Genomic DNA, 26936 nt, shown 5'->3' with positions numbered 1-26936 from the left:
CACAGAGCACGCAAGGCACTTCGGGCGACTTAGGTCGCCCGTTTTTTTTGCCTCTACGAAAGTCGGGATGACACATTGTTAGCTTGCTAATAATATGATGGGTAACGATTCCGTCATCCGCTTTGCCGACTATCTTTAAGCGATAGACCCGGACCCTTTCGAGAGACCGCGTGCGACCTACGCTTCAGGCATTCCTCGCGCCGGATACGCTGGCGCTGAAATTCGCGATCAAGACCCTCCTGGCCGGTGGCCTGGCGCTCTGGTGCGCCTTCCGCTTCGACCTGGAGCAGCCGCAGTGGGCGCTGATGACGGTGTTCATCGTGTCCCAGCCGTTGTCGGGCATGGTGGTGGCCAAGGGTCTTTTCCGCCTGATCGGTACCTTGTTCGGTACGGCCATGTCGGTGGTGTTCATAGCGCTGTTCGCTCAGACGCCCTGGCTGTTCCTGTTGGCCATCTCGCTCTGGCTGGGCCTTTGCACCGCGGCCTCGACCAGCCTGCGCAACCACGTGTCCTATGCGTTCGTGCTGTCGGGGTACACCGTGGCGATCATCGGCCTGCCGGCGATCACGCACCCACTGGACGTCTTCGACCAGGCCGTGGCGCGCAGTACGGAAATCTGCCTGGGGATTCTCTGTGCCTCCGCGGTCAGTGCCATCCTCTGGCCGCGTCGGGTCGAGGCCAACCTGGGCAAGCAGGCCCATGCCACCTGGCTCACCGGCATGCAGGCTGCGCGCAGCGAGATCGATGCCGACGCGCGGCAGATCAAGGGGCTGTTGCAGGCGCTGGGCAAGATCGTCGAAGTCGATGTGCAGCGTGATCACGCCTGGTTCGAGGGTTACCGCGGCCGGATGCGCTCGCGCGCGCTGCGGATTCTTTCCCGCGACCTGCTCAGCCTGCTGCGCACTGCGCGCGGTGTGGCCCGCCAGCGCAGCGTGCTGGATGCCGAGGACCGCGCGCGCCTGCAACCCTGGTTCGAAGAGCTGCGAGCCACCCTGGAGGACCCGCAGGTCGACGCCATGCGCTCGCTGCAGGAGCGCCTGCAGGAGGCCGGCCTGGATGACAGCTACTCCAACGACCTGCGTTACTGCCTGACCCGCTGCGCGCTGCTGCTGCTCAAGGCGCTGAATTCGGAGAAGACCATGCGCGCGGTGGCGGACGGGCGGGTGGACGATGTCGCCACCGGCACGCTGTCCTGGCACCGCGACTGGCTCATGGCGCTGTTCTACGGCCTGCGCAGCGCGCTGGCGCTGCTGGGCATGTCGGCTTTCTGGATGGCGACCGCCTGGCCGGCGGCCACCGGCGGCATGCTGCTGGCGGCGGTAATCTGCAGCCTGTTCGCCAACCGCGACAACGCCGTCACCATCGGCCTGGGCTTCCTGCGCGGTATCCTCTATGCGATCCCGGCGGCGGCTGTGGTCAGCCAATGGCTGCTGCCGCAATGGAACGGCTTCCCGCTGCTCTGCCTGGCGCTGGGCGTACCGCTGTTCTTCGCCTTGCTGGGCATGGCCACGCCGGCGCTGGCGGGTACGGCGACGTCCTTCTCGATCCACTTCATCACCCTGGTGGCGCCGAGCAACGTGATGAAGTACGACCTCGCCAACCTGCTCAATTCCGCCCAGGGCATCGTCATCGGCGTGGGCTTCGCGGTGCTGGTGTTCCGCCTGCTCACCCTGCCGGCGGACTGGCTCAACCGCCGCTTGATCCAGGCCACCTGCGAGGACCTCGGGCGCCTGACCCGACGGCCGCTGGCCGAAGCCGAGAGCTGGTTCGGCGGGCGCATGGCGGACCGCCTGATCCGCCTGGCGCGGCACTACACCCTGTTGCCCAGGGAAGAGCAGAAGCGCTGGCAGGACGGCCTGCTGGCGCTGGACCTGGGTAACGAACTGATCCATCTGCGCTCCTGCCTCAGCGGAGCGCAGGGGCAACTGCGCAAGCGTCGCGACCAGTTCCTCGGTGCGCTGGGCAGCGTGCTGGAAAAAGGGCCCGGAGGCGGGCGCGAGCAACGCCTGGATAGCCTCTGCCCGCCTTTGGAGGAAGCCCTCGCGCACGATCTGCAGGGTGACAACGAACCCAACCGCCTGGCCCGCGCCGCGCTGGCGCAATTGCGTCATACCTGGCGCCAGTGGTGCCGTCTGGAGGACACCAATGGGACTGCATGAGTTCGGCTGGGGCGGAGTGTTCCTGAGCCCGCTGTTCATCTATGCGGTGCTCGCCCTGGGCCTGACGGTCGTATTGCGCCTGCTGCTGCAGGCCACCCCCTTCGGGCGCTGGATCTGGCACGAGGCGCTGTTCGACTGTGCGCTGTTCGTGCTGATTCTCTGTGCCATCACCTGGGCGCTCAGCGCAGCGCCTTGAGAGGAGAAGCTGTATGCGCGGATACCTTCGCGTAACCGTCACCATCGCCCTGGTCATTGCCGCCGTCCTGGCCGGCACCTGGCTGTGGCGCTACTACATGCTGTCGCCGTGGACCCGCGATGCGCGGGTTCGCGCCGACGTGGTGGTGATTGCCCCGGACGTCTCCGGTTGGGTCACCGACCTTGCCGTGCAGGACAACCAGCAGGTCAAGGCCGGCGACCTGATCATGCGCATCGACCACGAGCGCTACGCGGCGAACCTGGAGCAGGCCAAGGCGTTGGCCGAGACCCGGCACCAGCAGTACCTGCTGCGCGTGAGCGAGGCTTCGCGGCGCAGCAAGCTGGGCATCGCGGCGATCAGCGCCGAGGACAAGGAAACCGCGCAGATCAACGCTTCCATCGCCAAGAGCGAGTACGACGAGGCGCAGGCTCAGGTGCGCCTGGCTCAGCTGAACCTGACCCGCAGCGAAATGCGCGCCCCGCGCGACGGGCAGATCACCAACCTGCGCCTGGCCCAGGGCAACTACGTGCAGGCGGGCCAGGCGATGATGGCGCTGGTGGACCAGAAGTCCTTCTATGTCACCGCCTACTTCGAGGAAACCAAGCTGCCCGGCATTCGCGTCGGCCAGCCGGCGCAGGTGGTGTTGATGAGCGGCGACATCGCCATCGATGGCACCGTGGAAAGCATCAGCAGCGGCATCACCGACCGCAACGCGATCCCCGACAGCCAGTTGCTGGCCAATGTCGAGCCGACCTTCAACTGGGTACGCCTGGCCCAGCGCATCCCGGTGCGCATCCACCTGGACAAGGTGCCCGAGGGCGTGCACCTGAGTGCCGGCATGACCGCCAGCGTCACCGTGAAGGAGCGCTGATTCCCGCCGCCTGCGGTTCGCGCCCGAACCAGCAGGACAGTGCCGCGCACAGCACTGACGCGGCCACCAGGCTGACGCCCACCCAGGGCGTCCAGGCGATGCCGGCCAGGCTGATCACCGCGCCGCCCAGCGCCGCACCGAGGGCTACGCCCAGGTGCATCGCCGAAGTGTTCAGCGCCACCCCGGCGCTACCGCTGGCCGGATCGCTGGCCAGCAGGTAGCTCTGCACCGCCGGCGAGATCATCCAGCTGATGGTGCTCCAGACCATCAGCGCGCCGAGCAGCAGCCAGGGGTGGCCGAGGCTCAGCGGGATCGCCAGCATCGCCAGGGCGAACAGCACCGGCACCACCAGCAGCGCCCGGCGATGGCCGAGGTGATCGCTCAGCCAGCCCCCCAGGTAGCCGCCCCCGATGGCCGCCAGGCCGATCAGAAGCAGGGTGAGCGCGATGCCCTGGCTGTCGGTGATCCCAGCGACCTGCTGGAACCACGGGGTGATGTAGGCGAACAGCGTGAAGTGGCCGCCCAGCAGCAGGATCGATACCAGTTGTGCCAGGTTCAGCGCAGGATTGCGCAGCTGGCGCTGGTAAGCCGCGCCATTGGCCGGGCTATCCAGCGCGCGGCGGGGCAGGGCGATCCGCAGCAGGGCGGCCAGCGGCAGCGAGTAGAGGGCGATGGCGGCGAAGATCCAGCGCCAGCCGAACCAGTCGTTGACCAGCACACCGGCCGGCACGCCGAACACCAGCGAACCGCTGATGCCCATGAAGATCAGGCCGATGGCGCGCCCGCGCAGGGCCGGCGGCGCCAGCTCCACCGCCAGCAGGCTGGCCTGCATGATCAGCAGCCCGCAGCAGGCGGCCATGCCGATGCGCATCAGCAGCAGCGAAACGTAGCCGGGACTCAGCGCAGCGCCCGCATTGAACGCGGCGAATACCAGCAGGGTGATGACCAGCAGTCGGCGGCAGTCGGCGCCACGGGTGAGCCAGCCAAGCAAGGGCGCGGCGATGGCGAAGCTCAGGGAGAACAGGCTGGTGAGCTGCCCGGCGAGGCTGAGGGAGACGTGCAGGTCGTCGGCGAGGGAGGGCAGGATGCCGGTGAGGATGGCCTCGGCGAGGCCCGCGGCGAAGGTGCAAAGGGACAGCAACAGCAGTCGAAGGTCCATGGCGGCTCCGATTCCCGGTGAGGGGTTTCGGGCACGAAGCCTTCGGTTATCCCAAGTGGATTTAGTATGACTGGGGCAGGGTAGTCGAGCGGAAAACTGTATACAAGTTTTCGGGGCCGGATGGCCGGCCCCGACATGCGCTTCAGCCGATGGTGATCGGCGGCAGCGCGGGCAGTTCGATGTTGAGCTTCTCGGTCGGCGCCATGACTTCGGCCTCGCCCTTGACCACGGCCTTGCCGTCCTGGTTGAGCACGGTGGTGCTGATGCGCACGCGGTTCTTCGGCAGTTTCTCCAGCACTTCCAGTTCCACCGTCAGTTCGTCGCCGAGCTTCACCGGGCGGGTGAAGGCCAGGTTCTGGCCGAGGTAGATGGTGCCTGGGCCGGGCAGGGTGGTGGCGATCGCTGCGCTGATCAGCGCGCCGGTGAGCATGCCGTGGGCGATGCGTTCCTTGAACTGGGTGGTGGCGGCGTACTCGGCGTCCAGGTGCACCGGGTTGCGGTCGCCGGAGACCTCGGCGAACAGCTGGATGTCGCGCTCGGTGACGCTGCGCTGGAAGTTGGCCTTCTGGCCGACTTCGAGTTCTTCGTAGGGGACGTTCTGTACGGAAGTCATAGGGGCTCCTCGGTTTTCTCGACCTGCGGGATGGGGCAATGGGCCGCCAGCCAGTCGATCAGGTTGCGGGTGACCTCGTCGCGGTTGCTCTCGTTGAACAATTCGTGGCGAGCGTCGGGATAGATCTTCAGTTGGACGTCTCGAACCCCGGCCCGGGTCATCGCCTGGGCGAGATCGCGCAGGCGGCTGCCCTGGCTGACCGGGTCGCGCTCGCCACCGATGACCATCACCGGCAGGTCGGCGCGGATGCGCGACAGGTGTTCGACCGGGGTGATGTCGGCCAGGCCGCCGAGCAGGTCGATCCACAGCTGGTTGCTGCAGCGGAAACCGCAGAGCGGATCGGCGACGTACTTGTCGACTTCGACCGGGTCGCGGCTGAGCCAGTCGAAGGCCGTGCGGTTGGGTTTGAAGGCCTTGTTGAACGAGCCGAATGACAGGAAGTCGATCAGCGCGCTGCGTCCCAGCGGGCCCTGGCGCCAGCGCTCGAAGCGGGCGATGACGCGGGCGCTCTTGTACAGCGCCACGGGCTGGTAGTTGGAGCCGGACAGCACCGCTGCCTTCACGCTGGCGCTGTGCTGCATCAGGTAGGCGCTACCGATGTAGCTGCCCATGCTGTGGCCGAGCAGGATGATCGGCAGGTCCGGGTGTTCCTCGCGCACATGCTGGTTCAGGGTATGCAGGTCGCCGATCACCTTGCCCCAGCCGCCACGGTCGGCGTAGTGGCCCAATTCGCCGTTCTCGGCGGTGCGACCGTGGCCGCGCTGGTCGATGGCGTAGAGGTGGTACCCGGCAGCGTTCAGCGCAAGCCCCAGGCGCTCGTAGCGGCCGGCGTGCTCGGCCATGCCATGGGACAGCATCAGGGCGCCGCGGGACGGGCCTTCCGGCGCCCAGTGGCGGGTGTAGAGCGGTGTCTCGTCGCTGGCGGGGAGCCAGTAGGCGGCGTAGGGCATGGGGTCCATCCTGATTCTTGTTCGTCGATTCTTATTGGAATGGGGCCATGGAGCGGGCCGGCCGGGGCGATTCTGCCACGCCGGGACATCTTCTGTATGGATTGCTGGTAGCGCTCGGCTGATGTCGTGTAAGGCCCGTCCTAGGCGGCCGTCGGCTCTATCCCGCGCCATGCCGGGATGGTGGCGCAAGATTCACGCAGTCTATGACGCCGCCTGGAGTCTTTGCGATGACCAAAGGAACTGCTAGCTTCCGTCGAATGACCGCAATGACGGTTCGGTTTCGCTCAGGTATGAGGACAAGAATAAATGCAACCTGATTTCTGGAACGACAAACGCCCGGCCGGCGTGCCCAGCGACATTGACCTGACCGCCTACAAATCGGTGGTGGAAGTCTTCGAACGCTCCTGCAAGAAATTCGCCGACCGTCCGGCGTTCAGCAACATGGGCGTGACCCTGACCTACGCCGAACTGGACCGCCTGTCCGCCGCCTTCGGCGCCTACCTGCAGAAAAATACCGACCTCAAGCCCGGCGATCGTATCGCCGTGCAGATGCCGAACATCCTGCAATACCCCATCGCCGTGTTCGGCGCCCTGCGCGCCGGCCTCATCGTGGTCAACACCAACCCGCTCTACACCGCCCGCGAGATGCGCCACCAGTTCAAGGATTCCGGCGCCCGCGCGCTGGTCTACGTGAACCTGTTCGGCAAGCTGGTGCAGGAAGTGCTGCCCGATACCGGCATCGAGTACCTGATCGAAGCGCAGATGGGCGACCTGCAGCCCGCGCTCAAGGGCCTGCTGGTCAACACCGTGGTCAAGCACGTGAAGAAGATGGTGCCGGAGTACCACCTGCCCCAGGCCGTCTCCTTCAAGGCGGCATTGAGCCAGGGCCGTGGCCACGGCCTGCAGCCGATCAAGGTCGGCCTGGAAGACATCGCGGTGCTGCAGTACACCGGCGGCACCACGGGCGTCGCCAAGGGCGCCATGCTGACCCACGGCAATCTGGTCGCCAACATGCAGCAGGTTCACGCCTGTCTGCAGCAGCACGGCCCGGACGGCAAGCCGCTGATGCAGGTGGGCAACGAGGTGATGATCGCGCCGTTGCCGCTGTACCACATCTATGCCTTCACCGCGAACTGCATGTGCATGATGGTCAACGGCAACCACAACGTGCTGATCAGCAACCCGCGCGACATTCCCGGCTTCATCAAGGAGCTGAAGAAGTGGCGCTTCTCCGCGCTGCTGGGCCTGAACACCCTGTTCGTCGCCCTGATGGACCGCCCCGAATTCAAGGAACTGGACTTCTCCAACCTGAAGGTCACCAACTCCGGCGGCACCGCGCTGGTCACCGCCACCGCCGAGCGCTGGAAGGCCATGACCGGCTGCACCGTGGTGGAGGGCTATGGCTTGACCGAAACGTCCCCGGTGGTCAGCACCAACCCCTACGGTGATGCGGCGCGCCTGGGTACTGTCGGCCTGCCGGTGCCGGGCACCGCGCTGAAAGTCATCGACGACGACGGCAATGACGTCGGCCTGGGCGAGCGCGGCGAGCTGTGCGTGAAGGGCCCGCAGGTGATGAAAGGCTACTGGCAGCGCCCGGACGCCACCGCCGAGGTGCTGGACGCCGAAGGCTGGCTGCGCACCGGCGATATCGCGGTGATCGACCCGGACGGCTTCACCCGCATCGTCGACCGCAAGAAGGACCTGATCATCGTCTCCGGCTTCAACGTCTACCCCAACGAGATCGAAGACGTGGTCATGGCCCACCCGAAAGTCGCCAACTGCGCGGCGGTCGGCGTGCCGGACGAGAAGTCCGGCGAGGCGGTGAAGCTGTTCGTGGTGGCCCGTGAGGGCGGCGTGACCGTGGAAGAGCTCAAGGCCTACTGCAAGGAAAACTTCACCGGCTACAAGGTGCCCAAGCACATCGTGCTCAAGGATGCCCTGCCGATGACGCCGGTGGGCAAGATCCTGCGCCGGGAGCTGCGCGAAACGGCTTGAGGCGAGCGTGAATGAAAAAGGGGGCTGATCCAGGATCAGCCCCCTTTTTTATGGCTGGTTGTCGGCCAGCGCTAGTCAACCACCACAGCCGCCACAGCAGCCGTCCTTCTTGCGCAGGATCTCGTAGAGATCGTCCTTGAGTTGCAGCTTCTGCCTCTTCAGCGCTTCGATGGCGTCGTGCGATGCGGGGGTGATGCCGGCTTCCATGTTCTTGATCTCCTGGTCGAGATCGTTGTGGCTATGGAAGAGCTTGGCGAAATGCGGATCCTCGGCTTTGAGGCGAGTAATTTTTTCACGGTATTCGGGAAACATGAGGGTTCTCCAGGAGAGTGCAATAGCACTCTGCGTGATCCGCACCCGCCTGGTGTTGAGGTAGATCATTCCCGGAAGGTGATTTTGCCGTTGCCAGGCGGAAGAAGTCTTCACCGATCGGGATACCGCGACGCATGCCTTGGTGCTTTCCCGGGAGCAGGGGCCGGGGTCTGGAGCGGTGCGAAATCGTCTGCTCGAACTCCGCTGATTTGCCCAGTGACCTAAGGCGCTTTGACCGCCAATTTCCGTTCTTTTTTCCGGTTCCATTTCCCTGAAATCCATTTTGTCAGACAATCCAACAAGGCTGCGAGCCTTCTGGGACGGGCTTTTCCGACGAATGGAGCGGTGGTGACCGAAAAGCCTGTCTCTGGTCATTTTTCTTACGGACAAGCCTGTGTTTGGTGCTGGTCGCTGTTTCTCAAAGCTGATAATCTCGGCCCGCTTTTCGCTCCCCGAGCCAGGGGAAAGCGACATAAACACAACAAAGAACCGCGAACGCGGTAAAGATGAGCTGTTGCTTAGGAGTGGGCTTCCATGACCGACAATTTCTGGAAGGACAAATACCCAGTGGGGATCGCTGCCGAGATCAACGCTGACCAGTACCCGAACATCCTCGCGGTACTCAAAGAATCCTGCCAACGTTTTGCAGACAAGCCTGCCTTCAGCAACCTGGGCAAGACCCTGACCTACGGCGAGATGTACAAGCTCTCCGGGGACTTCGCCGCCTACCTGCAACAGAACACCGATCTCAAGCCCGGCGACCGCATTGCCGTGCAACTGCCCAACGTGCTCCAGTACCCGGTCGTGGTCTTCGGTGCCATGCGCGCCGGCCTGGTCGTGGTCAACACCAACCCGCTGTACACCGCGCGGGAAATGGAGCACCAGTTCAACGATTCGGGCGCCAAGGCGCTGGTGTGCCTGGCGAACATGGCCCACCTGGCCGAGGAAGTGCTGCCCAAGACCGGCATCCGCAACGTCATCGTCACCGAAGTGGGTGACATGCTGCCGCCGCTCAAGCGCTTCATCGTCAATTTCGTGGTCCGCAACATCAAGAAGATGGTGCCGGCCTACAACATCCCCAACGCGCAGAAACTCACCGACGTCCTGGCCAAGGGCCGTGGCAAGGCGGTGAAGGAAGTCTCGCCGCACAACGACGACGTTGCCGTGCTGCAGTACACCGGCGGCACCACCGGCGTGGCCAAGGGCGCGATGCTGACCCACCGCAACCTGGTCGCCAACATGCTGCAGTGCAAGGCGCTGATGGGCGCCAACCTCAATGAAGGTTGCGAGATCCTCATCACCCCGCTGCCGCTGTACCACATCTACGCCTTCACCTTCCATTGCATGGCGATGATGCTCACCGGCAACCACAACATCCTGGTGACCAACCCGCGCGACCTGGCCAGCATGGTCAAGGAGCTGTCGCAGTGGAAGTTCACCGGATTCGTCGGCCTGAACACCCTGTTCGTCGGCCTGTGCAATAACGAAGGCTTCCGCAAGCTGGACTTCTCCGCGCTGAAACTGACCCTTTCCGGCGGCATGGCCCTGCAACAGGCCGCTGCCGAGCGCTGGAAGGACGTCACCGGCTGCGCCATCTGCGAAGGCTACGGCATGACCGAGACCAGCCCGGTGGTGTCGGTGAACCCGTTCCAGAACATCCAGATCGGCACCATCGGCATCCCGGTTCCGTCGACCCAGTGCAAGGTCATCAGCGATGACGGCCAGGACCTGCCGCTGGGCGAGCGTGGCGAGCTGTGCGTCAAGGGCCCGCAGGTGATGAAAGGCTACTGGCAGCGCCAGGAAGCCACCGACGAGATCCTCGACAAGGACGGCTGGCTGCGTACCGGCGACATCGCGATCATCCAGGACGACGGCTACATGCGTATCGTCGACCGCAAGAAGGACATGATCCTGGTGTCGGGCTTCAACGTGTACCCCAACGAGCTGGAAGACGTGCTCGCCACCCTGCCGGGCGTGCTGCAGTGCGCCGCCATCGGTATCCCGGACGAGAAATCCGGCGAGGCGATCAAGGTCTTCGTGGTGTCCAAGCCGGGCGTCACCCTGACCAAGGAGCAAGTCATGCAGCACATGCACGACAACCTCACCGGCTACAAGCGTCCCAAGTCCGTGGAGTTCCGCGACAGCCTGCCGACCACCAACGTCGGCAAGATCCTGCGCCGCGAATTGCGCGACGAAGAGCTCAAGAAGATCAGGGCCTGAGCCGATAGATAAGAAACCCGCCGCAAGGCGGGTTTTTTGATGGGGCAAGGAAGCCATGTCCCTTATCCGCCTGAGGTGAACGCCTTGAACACTGCACTCCGTTTGCGCGCCAAGGTCCTGCTCCTGGCCATCGTGCCGATCCTGATCCTCACCCTGTTGCTCTGCGCCATTTCCACCGTCGCCTTGAGGCAACTGGCAACCCAGCAGGAAGCGCAGATTCGCGAGAACCTCACCCAGGACCGCGAAGTCCAGCTGAAGAATTTCGTTGACGTGGCGCTGGCGGCCGTCGGCCCGGTCTACCAGGCTGCGACGCAAGGCGATGCCCAGGCGCGCGAGCAGGGCATTGCGATCCTCAAGCGCCTCGAATATGGCAAGGGCGGCTACTTCTGGGGTTACGACACCCGTTCCGTGCGAGTCTTCCAGGGCACCAGCGACGAGCGCCTGGGCGAAGACTTCAGCGGCTATCGCGATCCCAATGGCGTCTATGCCATCCGCGAACTGGTGGCAGCGGGGCAGAGCGGCCAGCACTATGTGCGCTACAGCTTCACCCTGCCAGGCGGCAACACCATCGTGCCGAAGATCGGCTACGCCCACTTCCTGCCCAAGTGGAACCTGGTGTTCGGCACCTCGCTGAACCTCGATGATGTCGAGCGCGAAGTGAAGGAGGCTGGTGCCGCCTTCGATGCCAAGATCGACAATCTGCTACTGCTCATGGGCGGCGCGGCGCTGGCGCTGGTGGTGGTGATCGGCCTGCTTGCGGGGCTGTTCAGCCGCACCATCGTCCAGCCCATCGTCCAGGTGCGCGACAACCTCGATGACATGGCCGCCGGCGACGGCAACCTGACCCATCGTCTGAACCTTGGCCGCCACGACGAGCTGGGCGAGCTGGCCGGCTCCTTCAACCGCTTCGTCGAGAAGATCCACGTGCTGGTACAGCAGGTGGCCGGCACCACGAACCAGTTGTCCGGACTGGTGGGCGACGTGGCCCAGCAGGCGCAGCGCTCCGAGCGCGCGATGGACGGCCAGCGCCACGAGACCGACCAGGTCGCTACCGCCATCAACGAGATGACCGCCGCTGCCCAGGAAGTCGCGCGCAGCGCGCAACAGGCCGCCGATGCCGCGCAACAGACCGACCGTGAGGGCCAGGCCGCCAAGCGCGAAGTGGACCTGTGCGTCTCGCAGATCAATGATCTGGTGGGCGAGGTGCGCAGCAGCAGCGACTCCCTCGACACGCTGCGCCAGGACGTGCAGGGCATCGTCGGCGTGCTCGAAGTGATCCGCTCCATCGCCGAGCAGACCAACCTGCTGGCGCTCAACGCCGCTATCGAAGCGGCCCGCGCCGGCGAGGCCGGGCGTGGTTTCGCCGTGGTTGCCGACGAAGTCCGCGCCCTGGCCAGCCGCACCCAGCAGAGCACCGGGGAAATCCAGCAGATGATCGACCGCCTGCGCGGCACCACGGAAGGCTCGGTGAGCGCCATGCAGCGCGCCAGCGACATGGCCGAGCGCACCCGTGGCCAGGCCAACCAGGCCGGCCAGTCGCTGGACGCCATCGCTCAATTGATTGGCACCATCAACTCGATGAACGCGCAGATTGCCAGCGCCGCCGAGGAGCAGACCGCCGTGGCCGAGGAGATCAACCGCAGCGTGCACCAGATCGCTGGCGGCGTGGAGAGCGTGGCGGATGACGCGGCCAAGGGCGCGCGTACGGCGACCGAACTGAACGGCTTGGGCGAACGCCTGCGCCAGCTCGTGGGGCAGTTCCGCATCTGAGCGGAGCTGCGCACGGGCGGCGTCGCAGTGCTGGCGAGTCGGAAGCGCCCATGGAAGGGAGCTTGCGCGACGACGGGGGTGCCAGGCCGGTAGCGCATTCAGTGGCAGCCCGAACCACCGGCTGCCCGGCCGATCGCAGGCCTGCCCCCCTCAAGGGTCATCCACCGGCGCCTCGGCGCTGGAGAGAGTCAACATTCCCCGCGGTACTTTCGGAAATCACCGATATCTCCATGGCACTGCCGCTCGTAGCCTCGGCCGGCGTTCCCACTGTCACGGAGTTCTAGCGCCATGCACCTCATCTGGACAATCTGTATCGGCTTCGTTGCGGGGCTTGTAGCGCGGTGGCTGGCGCCCGGGAGCAACTCCCTGGGCTTCTTCATCACCGCAGCCCTGGGTATTGCCGGTGCGCTGCTGGCGACCTTCGCGGGCCAGGCCTTGCACTTCTACCAACCCGGCGAGTCCACGGGCTTCATTGGCGCGGTGATTGGCGCCGTCGCCCTGCTTGTCCTCTACCACTTGCTGTTCGCCAAAAAGAGCTGAGGAAATTCGCCATGAGTTTGATGGATTCATTGTTGCAGCAAGTGGTCGGTGCCGTCGGTGGCAACCTGGACGAGCACCTTGAAAATGCCCCCGCCGGCGCGCTGGGGCAGAGCATCACCGCGATGTTCCATTCCGATCAGACGCCGCCTTTCGCCAACACGGTGAGCCAGTTGTTCGGCCAGTCCAGCGATGTGCAGCGTGCGGGCATGCTGAACCAGTTACTGGCCGTCGCCGGCCCGGCACTGCTGGCCCAGATGATGAGCGGCGGCCTGGGCAAGGTGCTGCAGCCGGGCGCGACGCAACTGACGCCGGAACAGGCCGGACAGTTGAGCGCGTCGGAGGTGGAGGTGATGGCCGCCCAGGCGGAAAAGGCCAACCCTGGCGTGGTCGAAAGCATCGGCCACTTCTATGCCCAGCATCCCACGCTGATCAAGACCCTCGGTGGCGCCGCCCTGGCCATCGCCCTGGCCAAGTTGCGCGAGCACCAGCAGGCCTGACTCCCGGCGGGGCGCGACGCCCCGCCAATCCGGGCCGCGATGCATTCGGCGTGGCGGCCCTTGCCGGTCCTCTGCGACAATCCCCGGATTGTCGCCATGACAGCCCATTTCCCGGGACCGGCCTCGCTCGTTTGCGCTGCGCCGCTCCCCGCGCATACGCCAGCGAAGCCGATGACCCCAGAAACCACGCCGACTCCCGAACAGCTCCTGCAGCGCATGGATCATGCGCTGATCCGCGACCGCCATCGCCTGCGCCGGCAGCTCCACGAACTGCGCAAGCATCCGGACGACGCCAAGCTCGCCCAGTGGGCCGAACGCTTCCAGGCCTCCTGCGCCAAGGTCGAGGCGCGCCGCGCGAGCATTCCGAAGATCCGCTACGACGACAGCCTGCCCATCGCCGCCAAGCGCGACGAGATCAAGGCTGCGCTGGAAAAGAGCCAGGTGGTGGTGATCGCCGGCGAAACCGGTTCGGGCAAGACCACCCAGTTGCCGAAGATCTGCCTGGAGCTGGGCCGCGGCACCCACGGCCTGATCGGCCACACCCAGCCGCGCCGGCTGGCCGCGCGCAGCGTGGCGACCCGCGTCGCCGAGGAAATCGGCACGCCGCTGGGTTCGCTGGTCGGCTACCAGGTACGCTTCGAGGACCAGAGCGACGAGAGCACGCTGATCAAGCTGATGACCGACGGCATCCTGCTGGCCGAGACCCAGCATGACCGTTACCTCGAGCGCTACGACACGATCATCGTCGACGAAGCCCACGAGCGCAGCCTGAACATCGACTTCCTGCTCGGCTTCCTCAAGACGCTGTTGCCGCGGCGGCCCGACCTGAAGCTGATCATCACCTCGGCGACCATCGACCTGGAACGTTTCTCCAAGCATTTTGGCGATGCGCCCATCGTCGAAGTTTCCGGCCGTACCTACCCGGTGGAAACCTGGTACCGCCCGCTGGCGGCGGAAGTGGACGAGGACGGCGAAGCGCTGTTCGACGATCTCTCCGTGGACCAGGGCATTCTCCGCGCGCTGGACGAGATCGCCGCCCACGAGCGCGAAATCGGCAAGCGTCCCGGCGACGTGCTGGTATTCCTCCCCGGCGAGCGCGAGATCCGCGACGCCGCCGACATGCTGCGCAAGGCCAACCTGCGCCACACCGAGGTGCTGCCGCTGTATGCGCGCCTGACGCCGGCCGAGCAGCAGAAGATTTTCGCGCCCATGCCGGGGCGCAAGATCGTGCTCGCCACCAACGTTGCCGAAACCTCGCTGACCGTGCCGGGCATTCGCTACGTGATCGACAGCGGCACCGCGCGCATCAGCCGCTACAGCTACCGCGCCAAGGTCCAGCGCCTGCCCATCGAGGCCGTCTCGCAGGCCAGCGCCAACCAGCGCAAGGGTCGTTGCGGCCGGGTCGAGCCGGGTATCTGCGTACGCCTGTACAGTGAGGAAGACTTCAACGGCCGCCCGGCCTTCACCGATCCGGAAATCCTGCGCACCAACCTCGCGGCGGTGATCCTGCAGATGCTGCATCTGCGCCTGGGCGACATCGAGGCCTTCCCCTTCATCGAGCCGCCGGATGGCAAGGCCATCAACGACGGCTTCACCCTGTTGCAGGAGCTCTCGGCAGTGAACCGCGAGGGCCAGCTGACGCCGCTGGGCCGCCAGCTCGCGCGCCTGCCCATCGACCCGCGCCTGGGCCGCATGCTGCTGGAGGCGGCGCAACTGGGCAGCCTGCCCGAAGTGCTCACCGTGGCCAGCGCGCTGTCCGTGCAGGACCCGCGCGAGCGGCCAATGGACCGCCAGCAGGCCGCCGACCAGGCCCATGCGCAGTGGAAGGACCCGGACTCGGACTTCGCCGCGCTGATCAACCTCTGGCGCGGCTTCGAGGAACAGCGCCAGGCGCTGGGCTCCAACCCGCTGCGCAACTGGTGCCGGAAGAACTTCCTGAATTACCTGCGGCTGCGCGAGTGGCGTGATGCTCACCGCCAACTGACGCTGATCTGCCGTGAGCTGCAACTGCCCTTCACCAAATCTGACAGTGGCAGCCGTAGGAGCGAGCTTGCTCGCGAACAGCCCAATGCCGAGAAACCCCAGGACAACAAAGGCGTCGGTAAAGACTCGAAGAGCGTTCGCGAGCAAGCTCGCTCCCACAAAAGCGGCGAGCCCGAGGCTAAGCAGCGCGACATCGACTACGCCGCCGTGCACAAGGCGATCCTCTCCGGCCTGCTCAGCCAGATCGGCCAGAAGGCGGAGGAGGGCGACTACCTCGGCGCGCGCCAGCGGCGCTTCTGGATTCACCCCTCCAGTGTGATCGGCCGCAAGAAGCCGCAGTGGATCATGGCCGCCGAGCTGGTGGAAACCACCAAGCTGTTCGCCCGCATGGTCGCGAAGATCGAGCCGGACTGGCTGGAGCCGCTGGCCGGGCACCTGGTGAAGAAGAACTACCTGGAACCTCACTGGGAGAAACGCCGCGGCCAGGTGGTGGCCTACGAGCAGGTCACCCTCTACGGCCTGATCATCATCGGCCGCCGCGCCGTGCACTACGGCCCGATCGATGCGCCGGTGTCCCGCGAGATGTTCATCCGCGAGGCGCTGGTGCGCGGCGAAATCAACAGCCGCGCCAAGTGCCTGTCGGCCAACCGCCAGTTGCTGGAGAAGCTCGACGAGCTGGAAGCCAAGGCGCGCCGGCGCGACATCCTCGCCGACGAGGAAACCCTGTTCGCCTACTACGACGAGCGCCTGCCGGCGGACATCTACCAGTCCGCCAGCTTCGAGAAGTGGTACGAGCGTGAACACAAGCAGCAGCCGGACCTGCTGATCATGCGCGAGGAAGATGTCCTCGCTCGCGATGCCAGTGAAGTCACTGCCGGCCTCTACCCGGATCGCCTGCAACTGGGGGAGCTGCAACTGCCGCTGACCTACCATTTCGAGCCGGGCCACGTGCGCGACGGCGTGACCCTGCGCGTGCCGGCGCCGCTGCTGCCGCAGCTGCCCGCCGAGCGCCTGGAATGGCTGGTGCCGGGGTTGCTGGAGGCCAAGTGCATCGAGCTGGTGCGCAGCCTGCCCAAGGCCATCCGCAAGAACTTCGTGCCGGTGCCGGACTTCGTCCGCGCCGCGCTGGGCAAGATGGTCTTCGCCGAGGGCGCGTTGTCCGGAGCCCTCGGCCGCGAGCTGCAGCGAATGACCGGCAGCCGCGTGCCGGAAGAGGCCTGGGCGGAAGCCGAGACCCAGGTGGAAAGCCACCTGCGGATGAACATCGAAGTGGTCGACGCCCGTGGCAAGTTCCTCGGTGAAGGCCGCGACCTGGCCGAACTCACCGCGCGCTTCGCCGAGGCCAGCCAGGCTGCGCTGGCGATCCCGCAGGCCGACAAGCCGCAGAAACCGGTGGAAGCCAAGGGCTTCGCCGGGGTGGCGGAAAAGGTCCAGCAGAAGGTCGCCGGGCTGTCGATGACGGTCTACCCGGCGCTGGTGGAAGAGGCCGGCGTGGTCAAGGAGAACCGCTTCCCGACCCAGGCCGAGGCCGACTATCAGCACCGCCGCGCCCTGCAGCGCCTGCTCCTGCAACAACTGGCCGAGCCGGCGAAGTTCCTGCGCAGCAAGCTGCCGGGGCAGACCGACATGGGCCTGCTCTACCGCGAGCTGGGCCGGGTCGAGTCGCTGGTGGAGGACATCCTGCTGGCCAGCCTGGACAGCGCCATCCTCGACGGCGAAAACAACCTGCCGCGCGATGGCGCCGGGCTTGCGTCACTGGCCGAGAAGAAGCGCAGCGCCTGGACCGAGCACGCCGAACGCATCGCCCGCCTGACCCTGGAGATCCTCAAGCTCTGGCACGGCTTGCAGAAGCGCTTCAAGGGCAAGGTCGACCTCGCCATGACGGTGCCGCTCAATGACGTGAAGGGGCAACTGGCCAGGCTGGTCTACCCCGGCTTCGTGCGTGACACGCCGCTGGAGTGGCTGAAGGAATACCCGCGCTACCTGAAGGCGGTCGAGCAGCGCCTGGACAAGGTCGCCGGGCAGGTCCAGCGCGACCGCGTCTGGAGCGGCGAAATGGCCGGCTACTGGGAGCAGTATTCGGCGCGCCTGGCCAAGCACGCCCAGGAAGGCAAGCGCGACCCGGAGCTGGTGCTGTATCGCTGGATGCTGGAGGAGTACCGCGTCTCGCTGTTCGCCCAGCAGCTGGGAACGAAGATTCCGGTGTCGGACAAGCGCTTGTCGAAGCAGTGGAGCCAGGTCGAGGCCTGACGCTCAGGCTTTTTGTAGGAGCGANNNNGCTCGCGAACCCGCCCAGCTTCAGAACTGCCGGGAAATGGTTCGCGAGCAAGCTCGCTCCTACAGGGAGTGAACCGTTAATCCCGTTTTGGAATGCTCAGCCCACGCTGTACTGCCGGCCGCGCGAGGAAGCGTTCCAGCACGCGCTTCACGTTCTGGAAGTTCTCGAAACCGACCAGCTCGCCCGCCTCGTAGAAACCGACCAGGTTGCGAATCCACGGGAAGGTGGCAATGTCGGCGATGGTGTAGCGCTCGCCCATGATCCAGTCGCGGCCTTCCAGGCGCTGGTCGAGCACGGCCAGCAGGCGCTTGGCTTCATCGACGTAGCGCTGCAGCGGGCGCTTGTCCTCGTAGTCCTTGCCGGCGAATTTGTTGAAGAAGCCGATCTGGCCGAACATCGGGCCGATCCCGCCCATCTGGAACATCAGCCACTGCAGCGTCTCGTAGCGACCGCTGGCGCCGGGGGCGATCAGCGAGTCGGTCTTGTCGGCGAGGTAGACCAGGATCGCGCCGGATTCGAACAGCGCCAGCGGCTGGCCGTCCGGCCCGTTGGGGTCGAGGATCGCCGGAATCTTGTTGTTCGGGTTCAGCGAGAGGAACTCCGGCGACATCTGGTCGTTGCGCTCGAAGCTGACCAGGTGCGGCTCGTAGGGCAGGCCGAGCTCTTCCAGCATGATCGACACCTTCACGCCATTGGGCGTGGGCAGCGAGTACAGCTGCAGGCGGTCAGGGTGTTCGGCGGGCCATTTGCGGGTGATGGGGAACGCGGAAAGGTCTGACATGCATACTCCGGTCAGGTGAGCAGGACGTTGAGTCGGCCCTCAGGATAGCCCGCTGCGCGCCCACGGTCATGACCCGCGCGCGACAAACCGGTATGGTGCGGGCCCATACCCCGCCATCGGAAAGGAACCCACCATGAGCCTGCAAGGCACCTACGATCCGCAGAACATCTTCGCCCAGATCATTCGTGGCGAGGCTCCCTGCTACAAGCTGTACGAGGATGACGACGTGCTCGCCTTCCTCGACCTGTTCCCGCAGTCCTACGGCCATGCCCTGGTGATCCCGAAGAACTCCCCGGCGCGCAACATCCTCGAAGTCGACCCCGATGCGCTGGCCAAGGTGATGCGCGTGGTGCAGCGCCTGACCGGCGTGATCGTCGACGAACTCAATCCCGATGGCGTGCAGGTTGCCCAGTTCAACGGCGCGCCGGCCGGGCAGACGGTGTTCCATATCCACGTGCACATCGTCCCGCGCTATGCCGGCGAAGGCCTGGGGATTCACGCGGCGAACAAGGCCGATGCGGGGGAACTGGAGAAGCTGCAGGCGCGCCTCGTTGCCCGTCTGAACGGCTGAGGCGCACCTGGGCGGTCGGGCCTTACTCGACCGCCGGCTTGATGTCGAAACCGGTGCGGTTGTCGCTGACGATGCGGAAGGTGTTGTTGCCGCCCGGCTCGAGTGGCACCAGCAGTTCACGGCGCAGCATGGCCTTGCTGCAAAGGCCGTCGCCGTCCTTGTCGCCGATGATGCCGACCACGTGCTTGCCCATCGGCACGTGGAAGCTGGCCGACTCGCCCTTGCCGATGCGCGCGGCCACTTCATGGTCGATGGTGAGGGCGACGAAGCAGCCGCCGCCGATGTAGCCGACGTCGCGAGTGACATCGACCTTGACGCTGTCCTCGCCCGGTTGCTGGTAGGCCAGCAGTCGGTCGGTGGGGACAGGTTGGACTTCATCGCTCTGGTACGAAGCACAGCCGGAAAGCGCGAGCAGGGACAGGACGGCAAGGATCGAACGCATAGACTTCCTCCATGGACAATGCAGCCTAGGCTAGCCCATCTGGCCGGTTTCCGTCGGCTGGGCTACGCGCTGTGGGAAATTGGAGTAGTCTTCAGCACATGTGACACGGGCTGGAGTGCCCGAATGCCGCCATTCAGGCCGACCCGCCGGGCGGTCGAGCCAAGGAGCAGGGCTGATGCACCGCAACAGCGACCCCGACCACCTGTTCGAGTCCAGCGCCGGACCGACCGGCCTGGAGGAAGCCGACCATCGGCTGCTGATGCGGCTGATCTTCGCTTGCACCGGGGCGACCCTGGGGGTGTTCTCGATCCTGCAGTACCTCGCCGGCAATCTCTGGCTGGCGGGCGCCGAACTGGTCACCTGCGGGCTGCTGCTGTGGGCGGCGCACCGGCTGCAGCGCGTGCGTCGGCTGGTGCCGTGGATCATCGCCTACCTGCTGCCGACCTTCTGTTTCATCCTCTACATCATCGTCATGCCCAACGCCTCGGCGTCGGCCTTCGTCTGGGTCTACCTGATGCCGGTGATGGCCTACCTGCTGCTGGGCAAGTGGCGCGGCTTCCTGCTTGCCGTGCCGTTCATGCTGATCGCCACGCTGATGTACCTGCACGCCAACCACCTGCGCCTGGATGCGCCGGGGCTGATCGACATCGGCAACGGCATCTTCTGCGGCGTGCTGGTGATTGCCTTCATGCATGTCTATGAAGAGCGCCGCGCTGCCGCCTACAAGCAACTGCGGCACCTGGCGCTGACCGATGCGCTGACCGGCGTGGCCAGTCGCGAGAGCTTCCAGCGTGCGCTGAGGCGTTGCATCCAGGAAGCGGCGCGCTACGAGACGCGGCTGGTGCTGGTGGTGCTGGACGTCGACCACTTCAAGAACATCAACGACCAGTGGGGCCACGATGCCGGCGACAAGGCGCTGCAGCATCTGTGCAATCGCCTGCGCCACCGCCTGCGTGCCACCGACCTGATCGGCCGGCTGGGCGGCGAGGAGTTCGGCCTGCTGCTGCCCTTCACCGACCGCTTCGATGCCAAGCCGCTGGTGGAATCCCTGCGCCGCGATATCGACGAAGCGCCGCTGATCTACCACGGCGAGCGCATCGAGATTTCCGCCACCTTCGGCCTTGCCGAGTGGCCGGGCGACGGTCTGGATGCCGACGAGCTCTACCGCTGCACCGATCGCCGCCTGTATCGCGGCAAGGCCGAGGGGCGCAATCGCCTGGTCTACAGCGACCCGGCCTGAGCCCGTTTCGCCGCCGGCGGCCCGGCGATGCGCGCGTAGGCCGTGCGCACCTGGCGGGCCATCTTCCGTTCCACCCATTCGTAGCTCAGCCAGGACAGCAGCAGGATCGCCGGCACGCTCAGGCCGAGCGTCTGGTAGGGCGTCAGCCCCAGTCGTTCATGCAGCCAGTAGGCGGCCAGCCAGAGCACGATCACGTGCAGCAGGTACACCGAATAGGACCAGTCGCCCAGCACATGCAGCACTTTGCTGCGCTCGAACAGCGGCTCCAGCGCTACGCACGCGGCGAGCAGCGCGGCGGCCGGCAGGCCCCAGGTCAGCAGGCGCCAGGGATGGTCGGCGGGGAACAGCGCGATGGTCGTCACCGATAGCACCACCAGGCTCATGGCCAGTGGGCGCGGCCAGTTGAGCCAGCCGCGCCGGTACAGCGCCGCGAGGCCCAGGCCGAGGAGAAACTCGAAGATGATCGGGTTGCGGTAGAAGCTGCTGACCCATGGCTCACGCGCCAGCACCTGCGCCACCAGCAGCACCAGTGCGGTCACCAGCCAGGGCCGCCAGCGTTCGGCAACCAGGAAGGAGAGGGCGAACAGGCCGTAGAAGAGCATCTCGAAGTTCAGCGTCCAGCCCACCGGCAGCACCGGGTACTTGCCGAAGCCGCCGGGGTTCTCGCTGGGGATGAACAGCATGGACAGCAGCAGCGACTTGCCGCCGACGCCGTAGACCGGCATCACATCGGCGAACGCGTAGATGATCAGCGCGGTGATCGCGGTGTACAGCCAGTACGCGGGGGCGACGCGGGCCAGGCGCTGGACCAGGAAGGTCAGCGGCGACATCGGTCGGCCAGCACTGGAGAGGTGGATCACGAAGCCGCTCAACACGAAGAAGATATCCACCCCGACCTGGCCGCGGGTGGAGAGCAGTTTGCCGCCGAGGCTGTCGGCGCGGAAGTCGAAGAACACCTGCATGAAGTGATGGAACACCACCAGCCAGGCGGCCAGTGCCCGTAAAGCCTGAAGCGAAACCAGCATGGATGGGCGCGTCCTCCGTCTGTGCATAAAAGAAAGGGGCGCGACCACTGCGCGCCCCTTTCCTCGACAGTCAGGATTCGCCGATCGTTCACCGGGCCTGCTGGGCGGTGGCTGCCGGCATTGCCGGTCCACGCTCCAGGCGCAGGCACAGCAGCGCCGTGGCGATGGCCGCGACCGGCAGCAGCGCGCCGACCCACGGCAGCGCGGCGAGGCCGGGGCCGTGGTCGATGGTCATGCCGCCGAGCCAGGCACCCAGCGCATTGCCCAGGTTGAACGCGGCGATGTTGAAACTGGCCGCCACGCTCTGGCCGGCGCCATGGGCTTTCTCCAGCACCCACATCTGCAGCGGTGGCACGGTGGCGAAGCCGGCGGCGCCGATCAGGGCGATGAAGACGACCACGGCGATCTGGTTCTGCAGCGCAAAACTCATCAACCCCATGACTACCGCCAGCGCCACCAGGCTGCCAAGCAGGGCGGGCACCAGCTTGCGGTCGGCCAGCTTGCCGCCGAGCAGGTTGCCCAGCACCAGCCCGCCGCCGAACACCAGCAGCACCGGCGACACGGCGCTTTCGGAGAAGCCGGCGAGTCGGGTCAGCAGCGGCGACACGTAGCTGAACACGGTGAACACGCCGCCGAAGCCGAGCACGGTGGTCAGCAGGCCGAGCAGTACGGCCGGGCGTTTCAGCACGCGGAAGTCGTCGCGCAGGTTGCCGGCGGCCGGCGGGGCGCTGTTGCGCGGCAGGTAGATCGCCAGGATCGCCAGGGCGAGCACGCCGATGCCGGTCACCACCCAGAAGGCCGCACGCCAGCCATAGAGCTGGCCGAGCCAGGTGCCCAGCGGCACGCCGAGAATGGTGGCGACGGTGAGGCCGGTGAACATCAGGGCGATGGCCGAGGCGCGGCGCTCGGCCGGCACCAGGCTGGTGGCGACCACCGAGCCGACGCCGAAGAAGGTGCCGTGGGCGAAGGAAGTCAGCACCCGTGCCGCCATCAGTGTGGGGTAGTCCGGCGCCAGGGCGCAGGCCAGGTTGCCGAGGGTGAAGATCACCATCAGCCCCAGCAGCGTGCGGCGCTGCGGCCAGCGCGCGGTAAGGGCAGTGAGCAGCGGCGCGCCGAGCACCACGCCCAGGGCGTAGCCGGAGATCAGCAGGCCGGCAGCGGAGATCGACACGCCGAAGTCCTGGCCGACCTCCAGCAGCAATCCCATGATCACGAATTCGGTAACGCCGATGCCAAAGGCACCGGCGGTCAAGGCATACAAGGCAATGGGCACGATGGCTCTCCCTAGTGATTCGTAGAATGGGCGCCACCTTATCTCCGCGCGTATTGCTGATATAGACTGCCTTTGAGCAAATCACCTGTGAATTGAATTCAACATGGCCCGCCCCGACGTCAACCGCTTCGGCGAAATGGAAGTCTTCATCCGCGTGGTGGAAACCGGCGGCTTCACCGCCGCCGCACAGCAGTGCGGGATGACGCCCTCGGCGGTGAGCAAGCTGGTGGCGCGCCTGGAGGATCGCCTCGGTGCGCGGCTGTTCAACCGCTCCACCCGGCGCCAGCAGCTAACGGCCGAGGGTGCGGCGTTCTACGAGCGCAGCCTGCGAATCCTGGCGGACCTGGATGAAGCCGAGCGCGAGGCCTCAGTGAGTGCCGAGCCGCAGGGCCGGGTGCGGATCAGCTGCAATCTGCCGGTGGGCCGGCAGTTCCTGATTCCGGCGCTGCCGCTGTTCTTCGAGCGCTACCCCGGCGTCAACCTCGACCTGCAGTTGACCGATGAAGTGGTGGATCTGCTGGAGGTGCGCGCCGACGTCGCCGTGCGCAGCGGGCCGCTGCGGGATTCGCGGCTGGTGGCGCGTTCGTTGGGAGAGTCCGGGCACAAGATAGTCGCCGCGCCCGAGTATCTGGCGCGGCACGGTACGCCGCAGCATCCGCGCGAGCTGGGCGACTACAACTGCGTGGGCTTCAGCTACCGGCGCGTCGAGCCCGACTGGCCATTCCTCGGCAAGCCGGCGGATGTCCCCGAGCCCAGCGGCAACCTGCTGGCCAGCGACGGTGACAGCGTGCGCCACCTGGCGCTGGCCGGGTTGGGGCTGGCGCGACTGGCGGAGTTCCAGGTGCGCGAGGATATCGCCGCCGGGCGGCTGGTTGAGGTGCTGGCGGACTTCAATCCCGGCGACCGCAAACCGATGCACGCTCTCTACCTGGGCAAGCCGGGTCACCTGCCGGCGCGGGTGCGCGCGGTGCTCGACTTCCTCGCCGAGCACGTGCGCATCGATTGACTCAGGCGGCTTCGAGCAGTGCCAGGGTGTCGGCCGCGCCCATCATCTTCGCTGCGGCCAGCGCAGTCAGGCCGCTGGCGTCGCGGGCCTCGCGGTCGGCGCCGTGTTCCAGCAGGCAGCGGACGATCTCCGGGCGATTGAACATCGCCGCCATCATCAACGCGGTCTTGCCGTCGGGAGAGGCGCCTTCCACCTGGGCGCCACGGCTGAGCAGCAGGCGCACCATTTCCAGGTCGCCCTTGAAGGCGGCGCCGGCCAGCGGTGTCTGCCCGGCGTTGTTGCGCAGGTCCGGATCGGCGCCGTGATCGAGCAGCACGCCGACGGTATCGTGGTGGCCGTAGTAGCTGGCCAGCATCAGCAGACTGTCGCCCTTGTGGTTGCGCAGGTTGGCCGGCAGGCCCTGCCGGAGCAGTTCCGTCAGGCGCGGGGTATCGCCCTGGCGGGCCAGGTCGATCACCTGGTTGGCGAATTCCAGGGTCTGTTCGTCCATTTCCGGACGGTTCGCGGCACTCATCCTGAAGTCTCCTTGGCAAAGTCGGGAATGCACTGAAGGATAAGGACTAGCGCGCCTGGGCGCGCCAACACTGTGCCTATGGTGCCGGTGAAAAATTTCAATCCGTTGCTTCAGGGCAGGCGTGGCGTGATTGCTGTCCGTAAACTTGCGCAAATGCCGTCTTCGCACGGCGGCTTTTCGGCGAAAATTGCAGCATAATCAGCGATCAGCGGTTGCACCCGGGGTGACACCGCGAACCGCCGGGCGGGCAAAAGTGCCCACCGTCGGAGGGAGTGGCAAACTGCCCTGTTGCGGGGATCGCCATCCCGAAGCCTTCGCGCCAGGACGCGGAGCGACGAATATCCAGTGCCGGCCAATGGGCGGGCACCTTGATGCCTAACCTTGCCGCCCGGCCCGGCGGCGCAGATTGAGAAGAGGATTGACCGTGCATAAAGTCGTGATCAGCGGAACCGGCCTGTATACCCCGCCGTTCAGCATCTCCAACGATGAACTGGTGGAATCCTTCAACGCCTACGTCCGCAGCTACAACGACCAGCACGCCGACGCCATCGCCAAGGGCGAGGTGGAAGCGCTCTCCGAATCCAGCTCCGCGTTCATCGAAAAGGCTTCCGGCATCAAGAGCCGCTTCGTGGTGAACAAGGAAGGCATCCTCGACCCGCAACGCATGGCGCCGCGCATTCCGGAGCGCTCCAACGAAGACTGGGGCATCCTCTGCGAGATGGCGACCTCCGCCGCGAAGCAGGCCCTGCAGCGCGCCGGCCGTACGCCCGAAGACATCGACGGGGTCATCGTCGCCTGCTCCAACCTGCAGCGCGCCTACCCGGCCGTGGCCATCGAAGTGCAGGCTGCCCTCGGCATCCAGGGCTTCGGCTACGACATGAACGTCGCCTGTTCCTCGGCCACCTTCGGCATCCAGGCCGCGGTGAACAGCGTGCAGCTGGGCCAGGCCCGCGCGATCCTCATGGTCAACCCGGAAATCTGCACCGGCCACCTGAACTTCCGTGACCGCGACAGCCACTTCATCTTCGGCGACGCCGCCACCGCCGTGGTCATCGAGCGTGCCGACCAGGCCACCAGCGAGCACCAGTTCGACGTGGTCAGCACCAAGCTGCTGACCCAGTTCTCCAACAACATCCGCAACAACTTCGGCTTCCTCAACCGCGCCGCGGAAGAGGGCATCGGCAGCCGCGACAAGCTGTTCGTGCAGGAAGGCCGCAAGGTGTTCAAGGACGTCTGCCCGATGGTGGCGGAGCTGATTGGCGAGCATCTGGCGCAGAACGACATCCCGGTCAGCGACGTGAAGCGCTACTGGCTGCACCAGGCCAACCTGAACATGAACCTGCTGATCACCCGCAAGCTGATCGGCCGCGATGCCGAGGCCCACGAGGCGCCGGTGATCCTCGATACCTACGCCAACACCAGCTCCGCCGGTTCGGTCATCGCCTTCCACAAGTACCAGGACGACCTGCCCGCCGGCTCCATCGGCGTGCTGAGTTCCTTCGGCGCCGGCTACTCCATCGGCAGCGTGATCCTGCGCAAGCGCTGATCGTGCCCGCCGACGACAGCGAGCTGTTGTCGCGCCTGCTGGCCGGTGACCAGCAGGCCTTCCGCGCCCTGGTAGCCACCTACCAGGGTGCGATGCGCGCCGTGGCCATTGCCATCGTCGGCGGCGCCCATGCCGATGAAGTGGTGCAGGATGCCTGGCTTGCCGCCGTGCGCAACCTGGACGGCTTCCAGGGGCGCTCCAGCCTCAAGACCTGGCTGCTGACCATCACTGCCAATACCGCCAAGTCCCGCCTGCGCAAGGTTCGCCGCGACGTGTCGCTCGACGATCTGCCAGCGCCACACGGCAGCATCGATGATTCCCGCTTTGCCGCCGACGGCCACTGGAGCATGGCGCCGCTGGCCTGGCATGAAGACTCGCCGGAGGCCCTGCTGGCCGAAGACGAACTGCGCCAGTGTCTGGAGAAGACCCTGCTCAGCCTCTCCGAACTGCAGCGCAGCGTATTGCTGCTGCGCGAGCGCCAGGGGTTGGAGTTGGAAGAAATCTGTAATCTGCTGGAGGTTTCGCTCTCCAATGTCCGGGTGCTGCTGCACCGTGCGCGGCTGAAGGTGTTTGCCACCGTGGAGCACTTCGAGGAGACCGGGGAATGCTGACCTGCAAGGAACTGGTGGCGCGCTCCAGCGACCTGCTGGACGAACAGCTGGGCTGGCGCGAGAAGCTCGCGCTGCGCCGGCATCTGCTGCTGTGCCGCAACTGCCGGCGCTACCTGCGGCAGATGCGTCTCGCCCAGGCGACCCTGCGCCTGCTGCCGGAACCGCCGCGCCCCGAGTCGGAACGCCTGGCCGACCATCTCGCCGAACTGCGCCGGGACAGCGCGCGGCGCTGAATCGCCCGGCGATTCCCCGTAGGAGCGGGCCATGCCCGCGATGAGCTCCGCCTTCTGCCGGTGAATGAGAGGCGCGCGGGTTGTGATGGCACGGACAAGGTCCGCTTCCACCGGCAACGTTCGACGCTATTCCTGTAGGAGCGGGCCATGC

24 protein-coding genes and 1 pseudogene are annotated in these 26936 nt (G+C 66.0%); 16 read left to right on the top strand and 9 right to left on the bottom strand.

From position 1 onward, the window contains the following. Positions 1 to 170: 170 nt before the first annotated feature. Genes UB43_RS10575 through UB43_RS10565 form a run of 3 tightly spaced genes read left to right on the top strand, consistent with a single transcriptional unit; the run spans position 171 to position 3226 of the window. Complete coding sequence (locus UB43_RS10575; protein ID WP_045210436.1) at positions 171 to 2159, top strand: FUSC family protein; 1989 nt, start codon at positions 171 to 173, stop codon at positions 2157 to 2159. Further along, entirely contained in the window at positions 2146 to 2355 is a 210-nt protein-coding gene (locus UB43_RS10570) for a DUF1656 domain-containing protein (protein ID WP_037010214.1), read from the top strand. The genes UB43_RS10575 and UB43_RS10570 overlap by 14 nt, the downstream gene beginning before the upstream one ends. A 13-nt stretch (positions 2356 to 2368) precedes the next feature. Continuing rightward, the gene (locus UB43_RS10565; protein WP_045210435.1) at positions 2369 to 3226 is read left to right on the top strand and encodes an HlyD family secretion protein; all 858 of its coding nucleotides are present in this window, start codon (positions 2369 to 2371) and stop codon (positions 3224 to 3226) included. Here the strand turns inward: UB43_RS10565 and UB43_RS10560 are convergent. From UB43_RS10560 to UB43_RS10550, 3 genes are all read right to left on the bottom strand, one after another. After that, complete coding sequence (locus UB43_RS10560) at positions 3207 to 4385, bottom strand: MFS transporter (protein ID WP_045210434.1); 1179 nt, start codon at positions 4383 to 4385, stop codon at positions 3207 to 3209. The genes UB43_RS10565 and UB43_RS10560 overlap by 20 nt on opposite strands. A 142-nt stretch (positions 4386 to 4527) precedes the next feature. Continuing rightward, entirely contained in the window at positions 4528 to 4998 is a 471-nt protein-coding gene (locus tag UB43_RS10555; RefSeq protein ID WP_045210433.1) for a MaoC family dehydratase, read from the bottom strand. Further along, positions 4995 to 5948 carry an alpha/beta hydrolase gene (locus UB43_RS10550; RefSeq protein WP_045210432.1) on the bottom strand — a complete coding sequence of 318 codons (954 nt, stop codon included), beginning with the start codon at positions 5946 to 5948 and terminating at the stop codon, positions 4995 to 4997. The genes UB43_RS10555 and UB43_RS10550 overlap by 4 nt, the downstream gene beginning before the upstream one ends. Positions 5949 to 6254: 306 nt before the next feature. Here UB43_RS10550 and fadD2 point away from each other — a divergent pair, with 306 nt between their 5' ends. Further along, positions 6255 to 7943 (top strand): long-chain-fatty-acid--CoA ligase FadD2, encoded by a 1689-nt coding sequence (gene fadD2 / locus UB43_RS10545; protein ID WP_045210431.1) that lies wholly within the window; start codon positions 6255 to 6257, stop codon positions 7941 to 7943. 75 nt (positions 7944 to 8018) lie between these two features. On the opposite strand, the gene UB43_RS10540 is transcribed toward fadD2, so the two are convergent. After that, entirely contained in the window at positions 8019 to 8255 is a 237-nt protein-coding gene (locus UB43_RS10540) for a YdcH family protein (protein WP_045210430.1), read from the bottom strand. Positions 8256 to 8789: 534 nt separating this feature from the next. On the opposite strand from UB43_RS10540, the gene fadD1 reads away from it, so the two are divergent. The 6 genes and pseudogenes from fadD1 to hrpA all read left to right on the top strand — a co-directional run bounded on the left by fadD1 (position 8790) and on the right by hrpA (position 17515). Next, positions 8790 to 10475: a long-chain-fatty-acid--CoA ligase FadD1 gene (fadD1, locus tag UB43_RS10535; RefSeq protein WP_045210429.1), complete on the top strand. Its 1686-nt coding sequence runs from the start codon at positions 8790 to 8792 to the stop codon at positions 10473 to 10475. A 39-nt stretch (positions 10476 to 10514) separates the two neighbouring features. Continuing rightward, positions 10515 to 11387, top strand: a pseudogene (locus tag UB43_RS30315) (cache domain-containing protein); the annotation flags it as partial. 102 nt (positions 11388 to 11489) lie between these two features. Further along, the gene (locus UB43_RS30310) at positions 11490 to 12245 is read left to right on the top strand and encodes a methyl-accepting chemotaxis protein (RefSeq protein WP_371318953.1); all 756 of its coding nucleotides are present in this window, start codon (positions 11490 to 11492) and stop codon (positions 12243 to 12245) included. Between the two features lie 288 nt (positions 12246 to 12533). After that, positions 12534 to 12785, top strand: a complete 252-nt coding sequence (locus UB43_RS10525; RefSeq protein WP_045210428.1) for a GlsB/YeaQ/YmgE family stress response membrane protein — start codon at positions 12534 to 12536, stop codon at positions 12783 to 12785. Positions 12786 to 12796: 11 nt separating this feature from the next. Then, entirely contained in the window at positions 12797 to 13282 is a 486-nt protein-coding gene (locus tag UB43_RS10520; RefSeq protein ID WP_045210427.1) for a hypothetical protein, read from the top strand. Positions 13283 to 13453: 171 nt separating this feature from the next. Beyond that, positions 13454 to 17515, top strand: a complete 4062-nt coding sequence (gene hrpA / locus UB43_RS10515) for an ATP-dependent RNA helicase HrpA (protein WP_045210426.1) — start codon at positions 13454 to 13456, stop codon at positions 17513 to 17515. A 104-nt stretch (positions 17516 to 17619) separates the two neighbouring features. On the opposite strand, the gene UB43_RS10510 is transcribed toward hrpA, so the two are convergent. After that, positions 17620 to 18324, bottom strand: coding sequence for a glutathione binding-like protein (locus UB43_RS10510; protein WP_045210425.1), 705 nt, complete (start codon positions 18322 to 18324; stop codon positions 17620 to 17622). A gap of 133 nt (positions 18325 to 18457) precedes the next feature. Here UB43_RS10510 and UB43_RS10505 point away from each other — a divergent pair, with 133 nt between their 5' ends. After that, positions 18458 to 18895, top strand: a complete 438-nt coding sequence (locus UB43_RS10505; RefSeq protein WP_045210424.1) for an HIT family protein — start codon at positions 18458 to 18460, stop codon at positions 18893 to 18895. Positions 18896 to 18917: 22 nt separating this feature from the next. Here UB43_RS10505 and UB43_RS10500 read toward each other — a convergent pair whose 3' ends face one another. Beyond that, positions 18918 to 19337, bottom strand: a complete 420-nt coding sequence (locus tag UB43_RS10500; RefSeq protein WP_045210423.1) for a hypothetical protein — start codon at positions 19335 to 19337, stop codon at positions 18918 to 18920. 175 nt (positions 19338 to 19512) lie between these two features. On the opposite strand from UB43_RS10500, the gene UB43_RS10495 reads away from it, so the two are divergent. After that, entirely contained in the window at positions 19513 to 20577 is a 1065-nt protein-coding gene (locus UB43_RS10495) for a GGDEF domain-containing protein (RefSeq protein WP_045210422.1), read from the top strand. Here UB43_RS10495 and UB43_RS10490 read toward each other — a convergent pair. Continuing rightward, positions 20559 to 21602 (bottom strand): acyltransferase, encoded by a 1044-nt coding sequence (locus UB43_RS10490; protein WP_045210421.1) that lies wholly within the window; start codon positions 21600 to 21602, stop codon positions 20559 to 20561. The genes UB43_RS10495 and UB43_RS10490 overlap by 19 nt on opposite strands. Before the next feature lie 88 nt (positions 21603 to 21690). Then, a complete protein-coding gene (locus UB43_RS10485; RefSeq protein WP_045210420.1) occupies positions 21691 to 22875 on the bottom strand; it encodes an MFS transporter in 1185 nt (394 codons plus the stop codon). Positions 22876 to 22978: 103 nt separating this feature from the next. On the opposite strand from UB43_RS10485, the gene UB43_RS10480 reads away from it, so the two are divergent. Then, positions 22979 to 23881: a LysR family transcriptional regulator gene (locus UB43_RS10480; RefSeq protein ID WP_045210419.1), complete on the top strand. Its 903-nt coding sequence runs from the start codon at positions 22979 to 22981 to the stop codon at positions 23879 to 23881. 1 nt (position 23882) lies between these two features. On the opposite strand, the gene UB43_RS10475 is transcribed toward UB43_RS10480, so the two are convergent. After that, positions 23883 to 24395 (bottom strand): ankyrin repeat domain-containing protein, encoded by a 513-nt coding sequence (locus UB43_RS10475; RefSeq protein WP_045210418.1) that lies wholly within the window; start codon positions 24393 to 24395, stop codon positions 23883 to 23885. 424 nt (positions 24396 to 24819) lie between these two features. Between UB43_RS10475 and UB43_RS10470 the strand changes: the two genes are divergently transcribed. From UB43_RS10470 to UB43_RS10460, 3 genes are read left to right on the top strand one after another with little or no spacing between them, the layout of a single operon-like run. Continuing rightward, positions 24820 to 25941, top strand: a complete 1122-nt coding sequence (locus UB43_RS10470) for a beta-ketoacyl-ACP synthase III (RefSeq protein WP_045211284.1) — start codon at positions 24820 to 24822, stop codon at positions 25939 to 25941. Then, positions 25941 to 26552: an RNA polymerase sigma factor gene (locus tag UB43_RS10465; RefSeq protein WP_156160391.1), complete on the top strand. Its 612-nt coding sequence runs from the start codon at positions 25941 to 25943 to the stop codon at positions 26550 to 26552. The genes UB43_RS10470 and UB43_RS10465 overlap by 1 nt, the downstream gene beginning before the upstream one ends. Continuing rightward, on the top strand, positions 26546 to 26785 hold the full coding sequence (locus tag UB43_RS10460) for a zf-HC2 domain-containing protein (protein ID WP_045210416.1): 240 nt from the start codon (positions 26546 to 26548) through the stop codon (positions 26783 to 26785). Before UB43_RS10465 ends, UB43_RS10460 begins: the two co-directional genes overlap by 7 nt. Positions 26786 to 26936 lie beyond the last annotated feature (151 nt).

Source organism: Pseudomonas sp. 21, assembly GCF_000955805.1.
GTDB lineage: Bacteria > Pseudomonadota > Gammaproteobacteria > Pseudomonadales > Pseudomonadaceae > Pseudomonas.
Note: the sequence above shows the minus strand (reverse complement) of the source record. Positions and strands in the feature narration are given on the sequence as shown.

What these genes read in the sequence shown, in the direction of transcription:
- UB43_RS10555 (WP_045210433.1), bottom strand. Translation starts at nt 4,998, where the DNA reads ATGACTTCCGTACAGAACGTCCCCTACGAAGAACTCGAAGTCGGCCAG.
- UB43_RS30310 (WP_371318953.1), top strand. Translation starts at nt 11,490, where the DNA reads ATGGACGGCCAGCGCCACGAGACCGACCAGGTCGCTACCGCCATCAAC.
- fadD1 (WP_045210429.1), top strand. Translation starts at nt 8,790, where the DNA reads ATGACCGACAATTTCTGGAAGGACAAATACCCAGTGGGGATCGCTGCC.
- hrpA (WP_045210426.1), top strand. Translation starts at nt 13,454, where the DNA reads ATGACCCCAGAAACCACGCCGACTCCCGAACAGCTCCTGCAGCGCATG.
- UB43_RS10550 (WP_045210432.1), bottom strand. Translation starts at nt 5,948, where the DNA reads ATGCCCTACGCCGCCTACTGGCTCCCCGCCAGCGACGAGACACCGCTC.
- UB43_RS10525 (WP_045210428.1), top strand. Translation starts at nt 12,534, where the DNA reads ATGCACCTCATCTGGACAATCTGTATCGGCTTCGTTGCGGGGCTTGTA.
- UB43_RS10565 (WP_045210435.1), top strand. Translation starts at nt 2,369, where the DNA reads ATGCGCGGATACCTTCGCGTAACCGTCACCATCGCCCTGGTCATTGCC.
- UB43_RS10505 (WP_045210424.1), top strand. Translation starts at nt 18,458, where the DNA reads ATGAGCCTGCAAGGCACCTACGATCCGCAGAACATCTTCGCCCAGATC.
- UB43_RS10460 (WP_045210416.1), top strand. Translation starts at nt 26,546, where the DNA reads ATGCTGACCTGCAAGGAACTGGTGGCGCGCTCCAGCGACCTGCTGGAC.
- UB43_RS10475 (WP_045210418.1), bottom strand. Translation starts at nt 24,395, where the DNA reads ATGAGTGCCGCGAACCGTCCGGAAATGGACGAACAGACCCTGGAATTC.
- UB43_RS10480 (WP_045210419.1), top strand. Translation starts at nt 22,979, where the DNA reads ATGGCCCGCCCCGACGTCAACCGCTTCGGCGAAATGGAAGTCTTCATC.
- UB43_RS10540 (WP_045210430.1), bottom strand. Translation starts at nt 8,255, where the DNA reads ATGTTTCCCGAATACCGTGAAAAAATTACTCGCCTCAAAGCCGAGGAT.
- UB43_RS10560 (WP_045210434.1), bottom strand. Translation starts at nt 4,385, where the DNA reads ATGGACCTTCGACTGCTGTTGCTGTCCCTTTGCACCTTCGCCGCGGGC.
- UB43_RS10520 (WP_045210427.1), top strand. Translation starts at nt 12,797, where the DNA reads ATGAGTTTGATGGATTCATTGTTGCAGCAAGTGGTCGGTGCCGTCGGT.
- UB43_RS10490 (WP_045210421.1), bottom strand. Translation starts at nt 21,602, where the DNA reads ATGCTGGTTTCGCTTCAGGCTTTACGGGCACTGGCCGCCTGGCTGGTG.
- UB43_RS10570 (WP_037010214.1), top strand. Translation starts at nt 2,146, where the DNA reads ATGGGACTGCATGAGTTCGGCTGGGGCGGAGTGTTCCTGAGCCCGCTG.
- UB43_RS10500 (WP_045210423.1), bottom strand. Translation starts at nt 19,337, where the DNA reads ATGCGTTCGATCCTTGCCGTCCTGTCCCTGCTCGCGCTTTCCGGCTGT.
- UB43_RS10510 (WP_045210425.1), bottom strand. Translation starts at nt 18,324, where the DNA reads ATGTCAGACCTTTCCGCGTTCCCCATCACCCGCAAATGGCCCGCCGAA.
- fadD2 (WP_045210431.1), top strand. Translation starts at nt 6,255, where the DNA reads ATGCAACCTGATTTCTGGAACGACAAACGCCCGGCCGGCGTGCCCAGC.
- UB43_RS10495 (WP_045210422.1), top strand. Translation starts at nt 19,513, where the DNA reads ATGCACCGCAACAGCGACCCCGACCACCTGTTCGAGTCCAGCGCCGGA.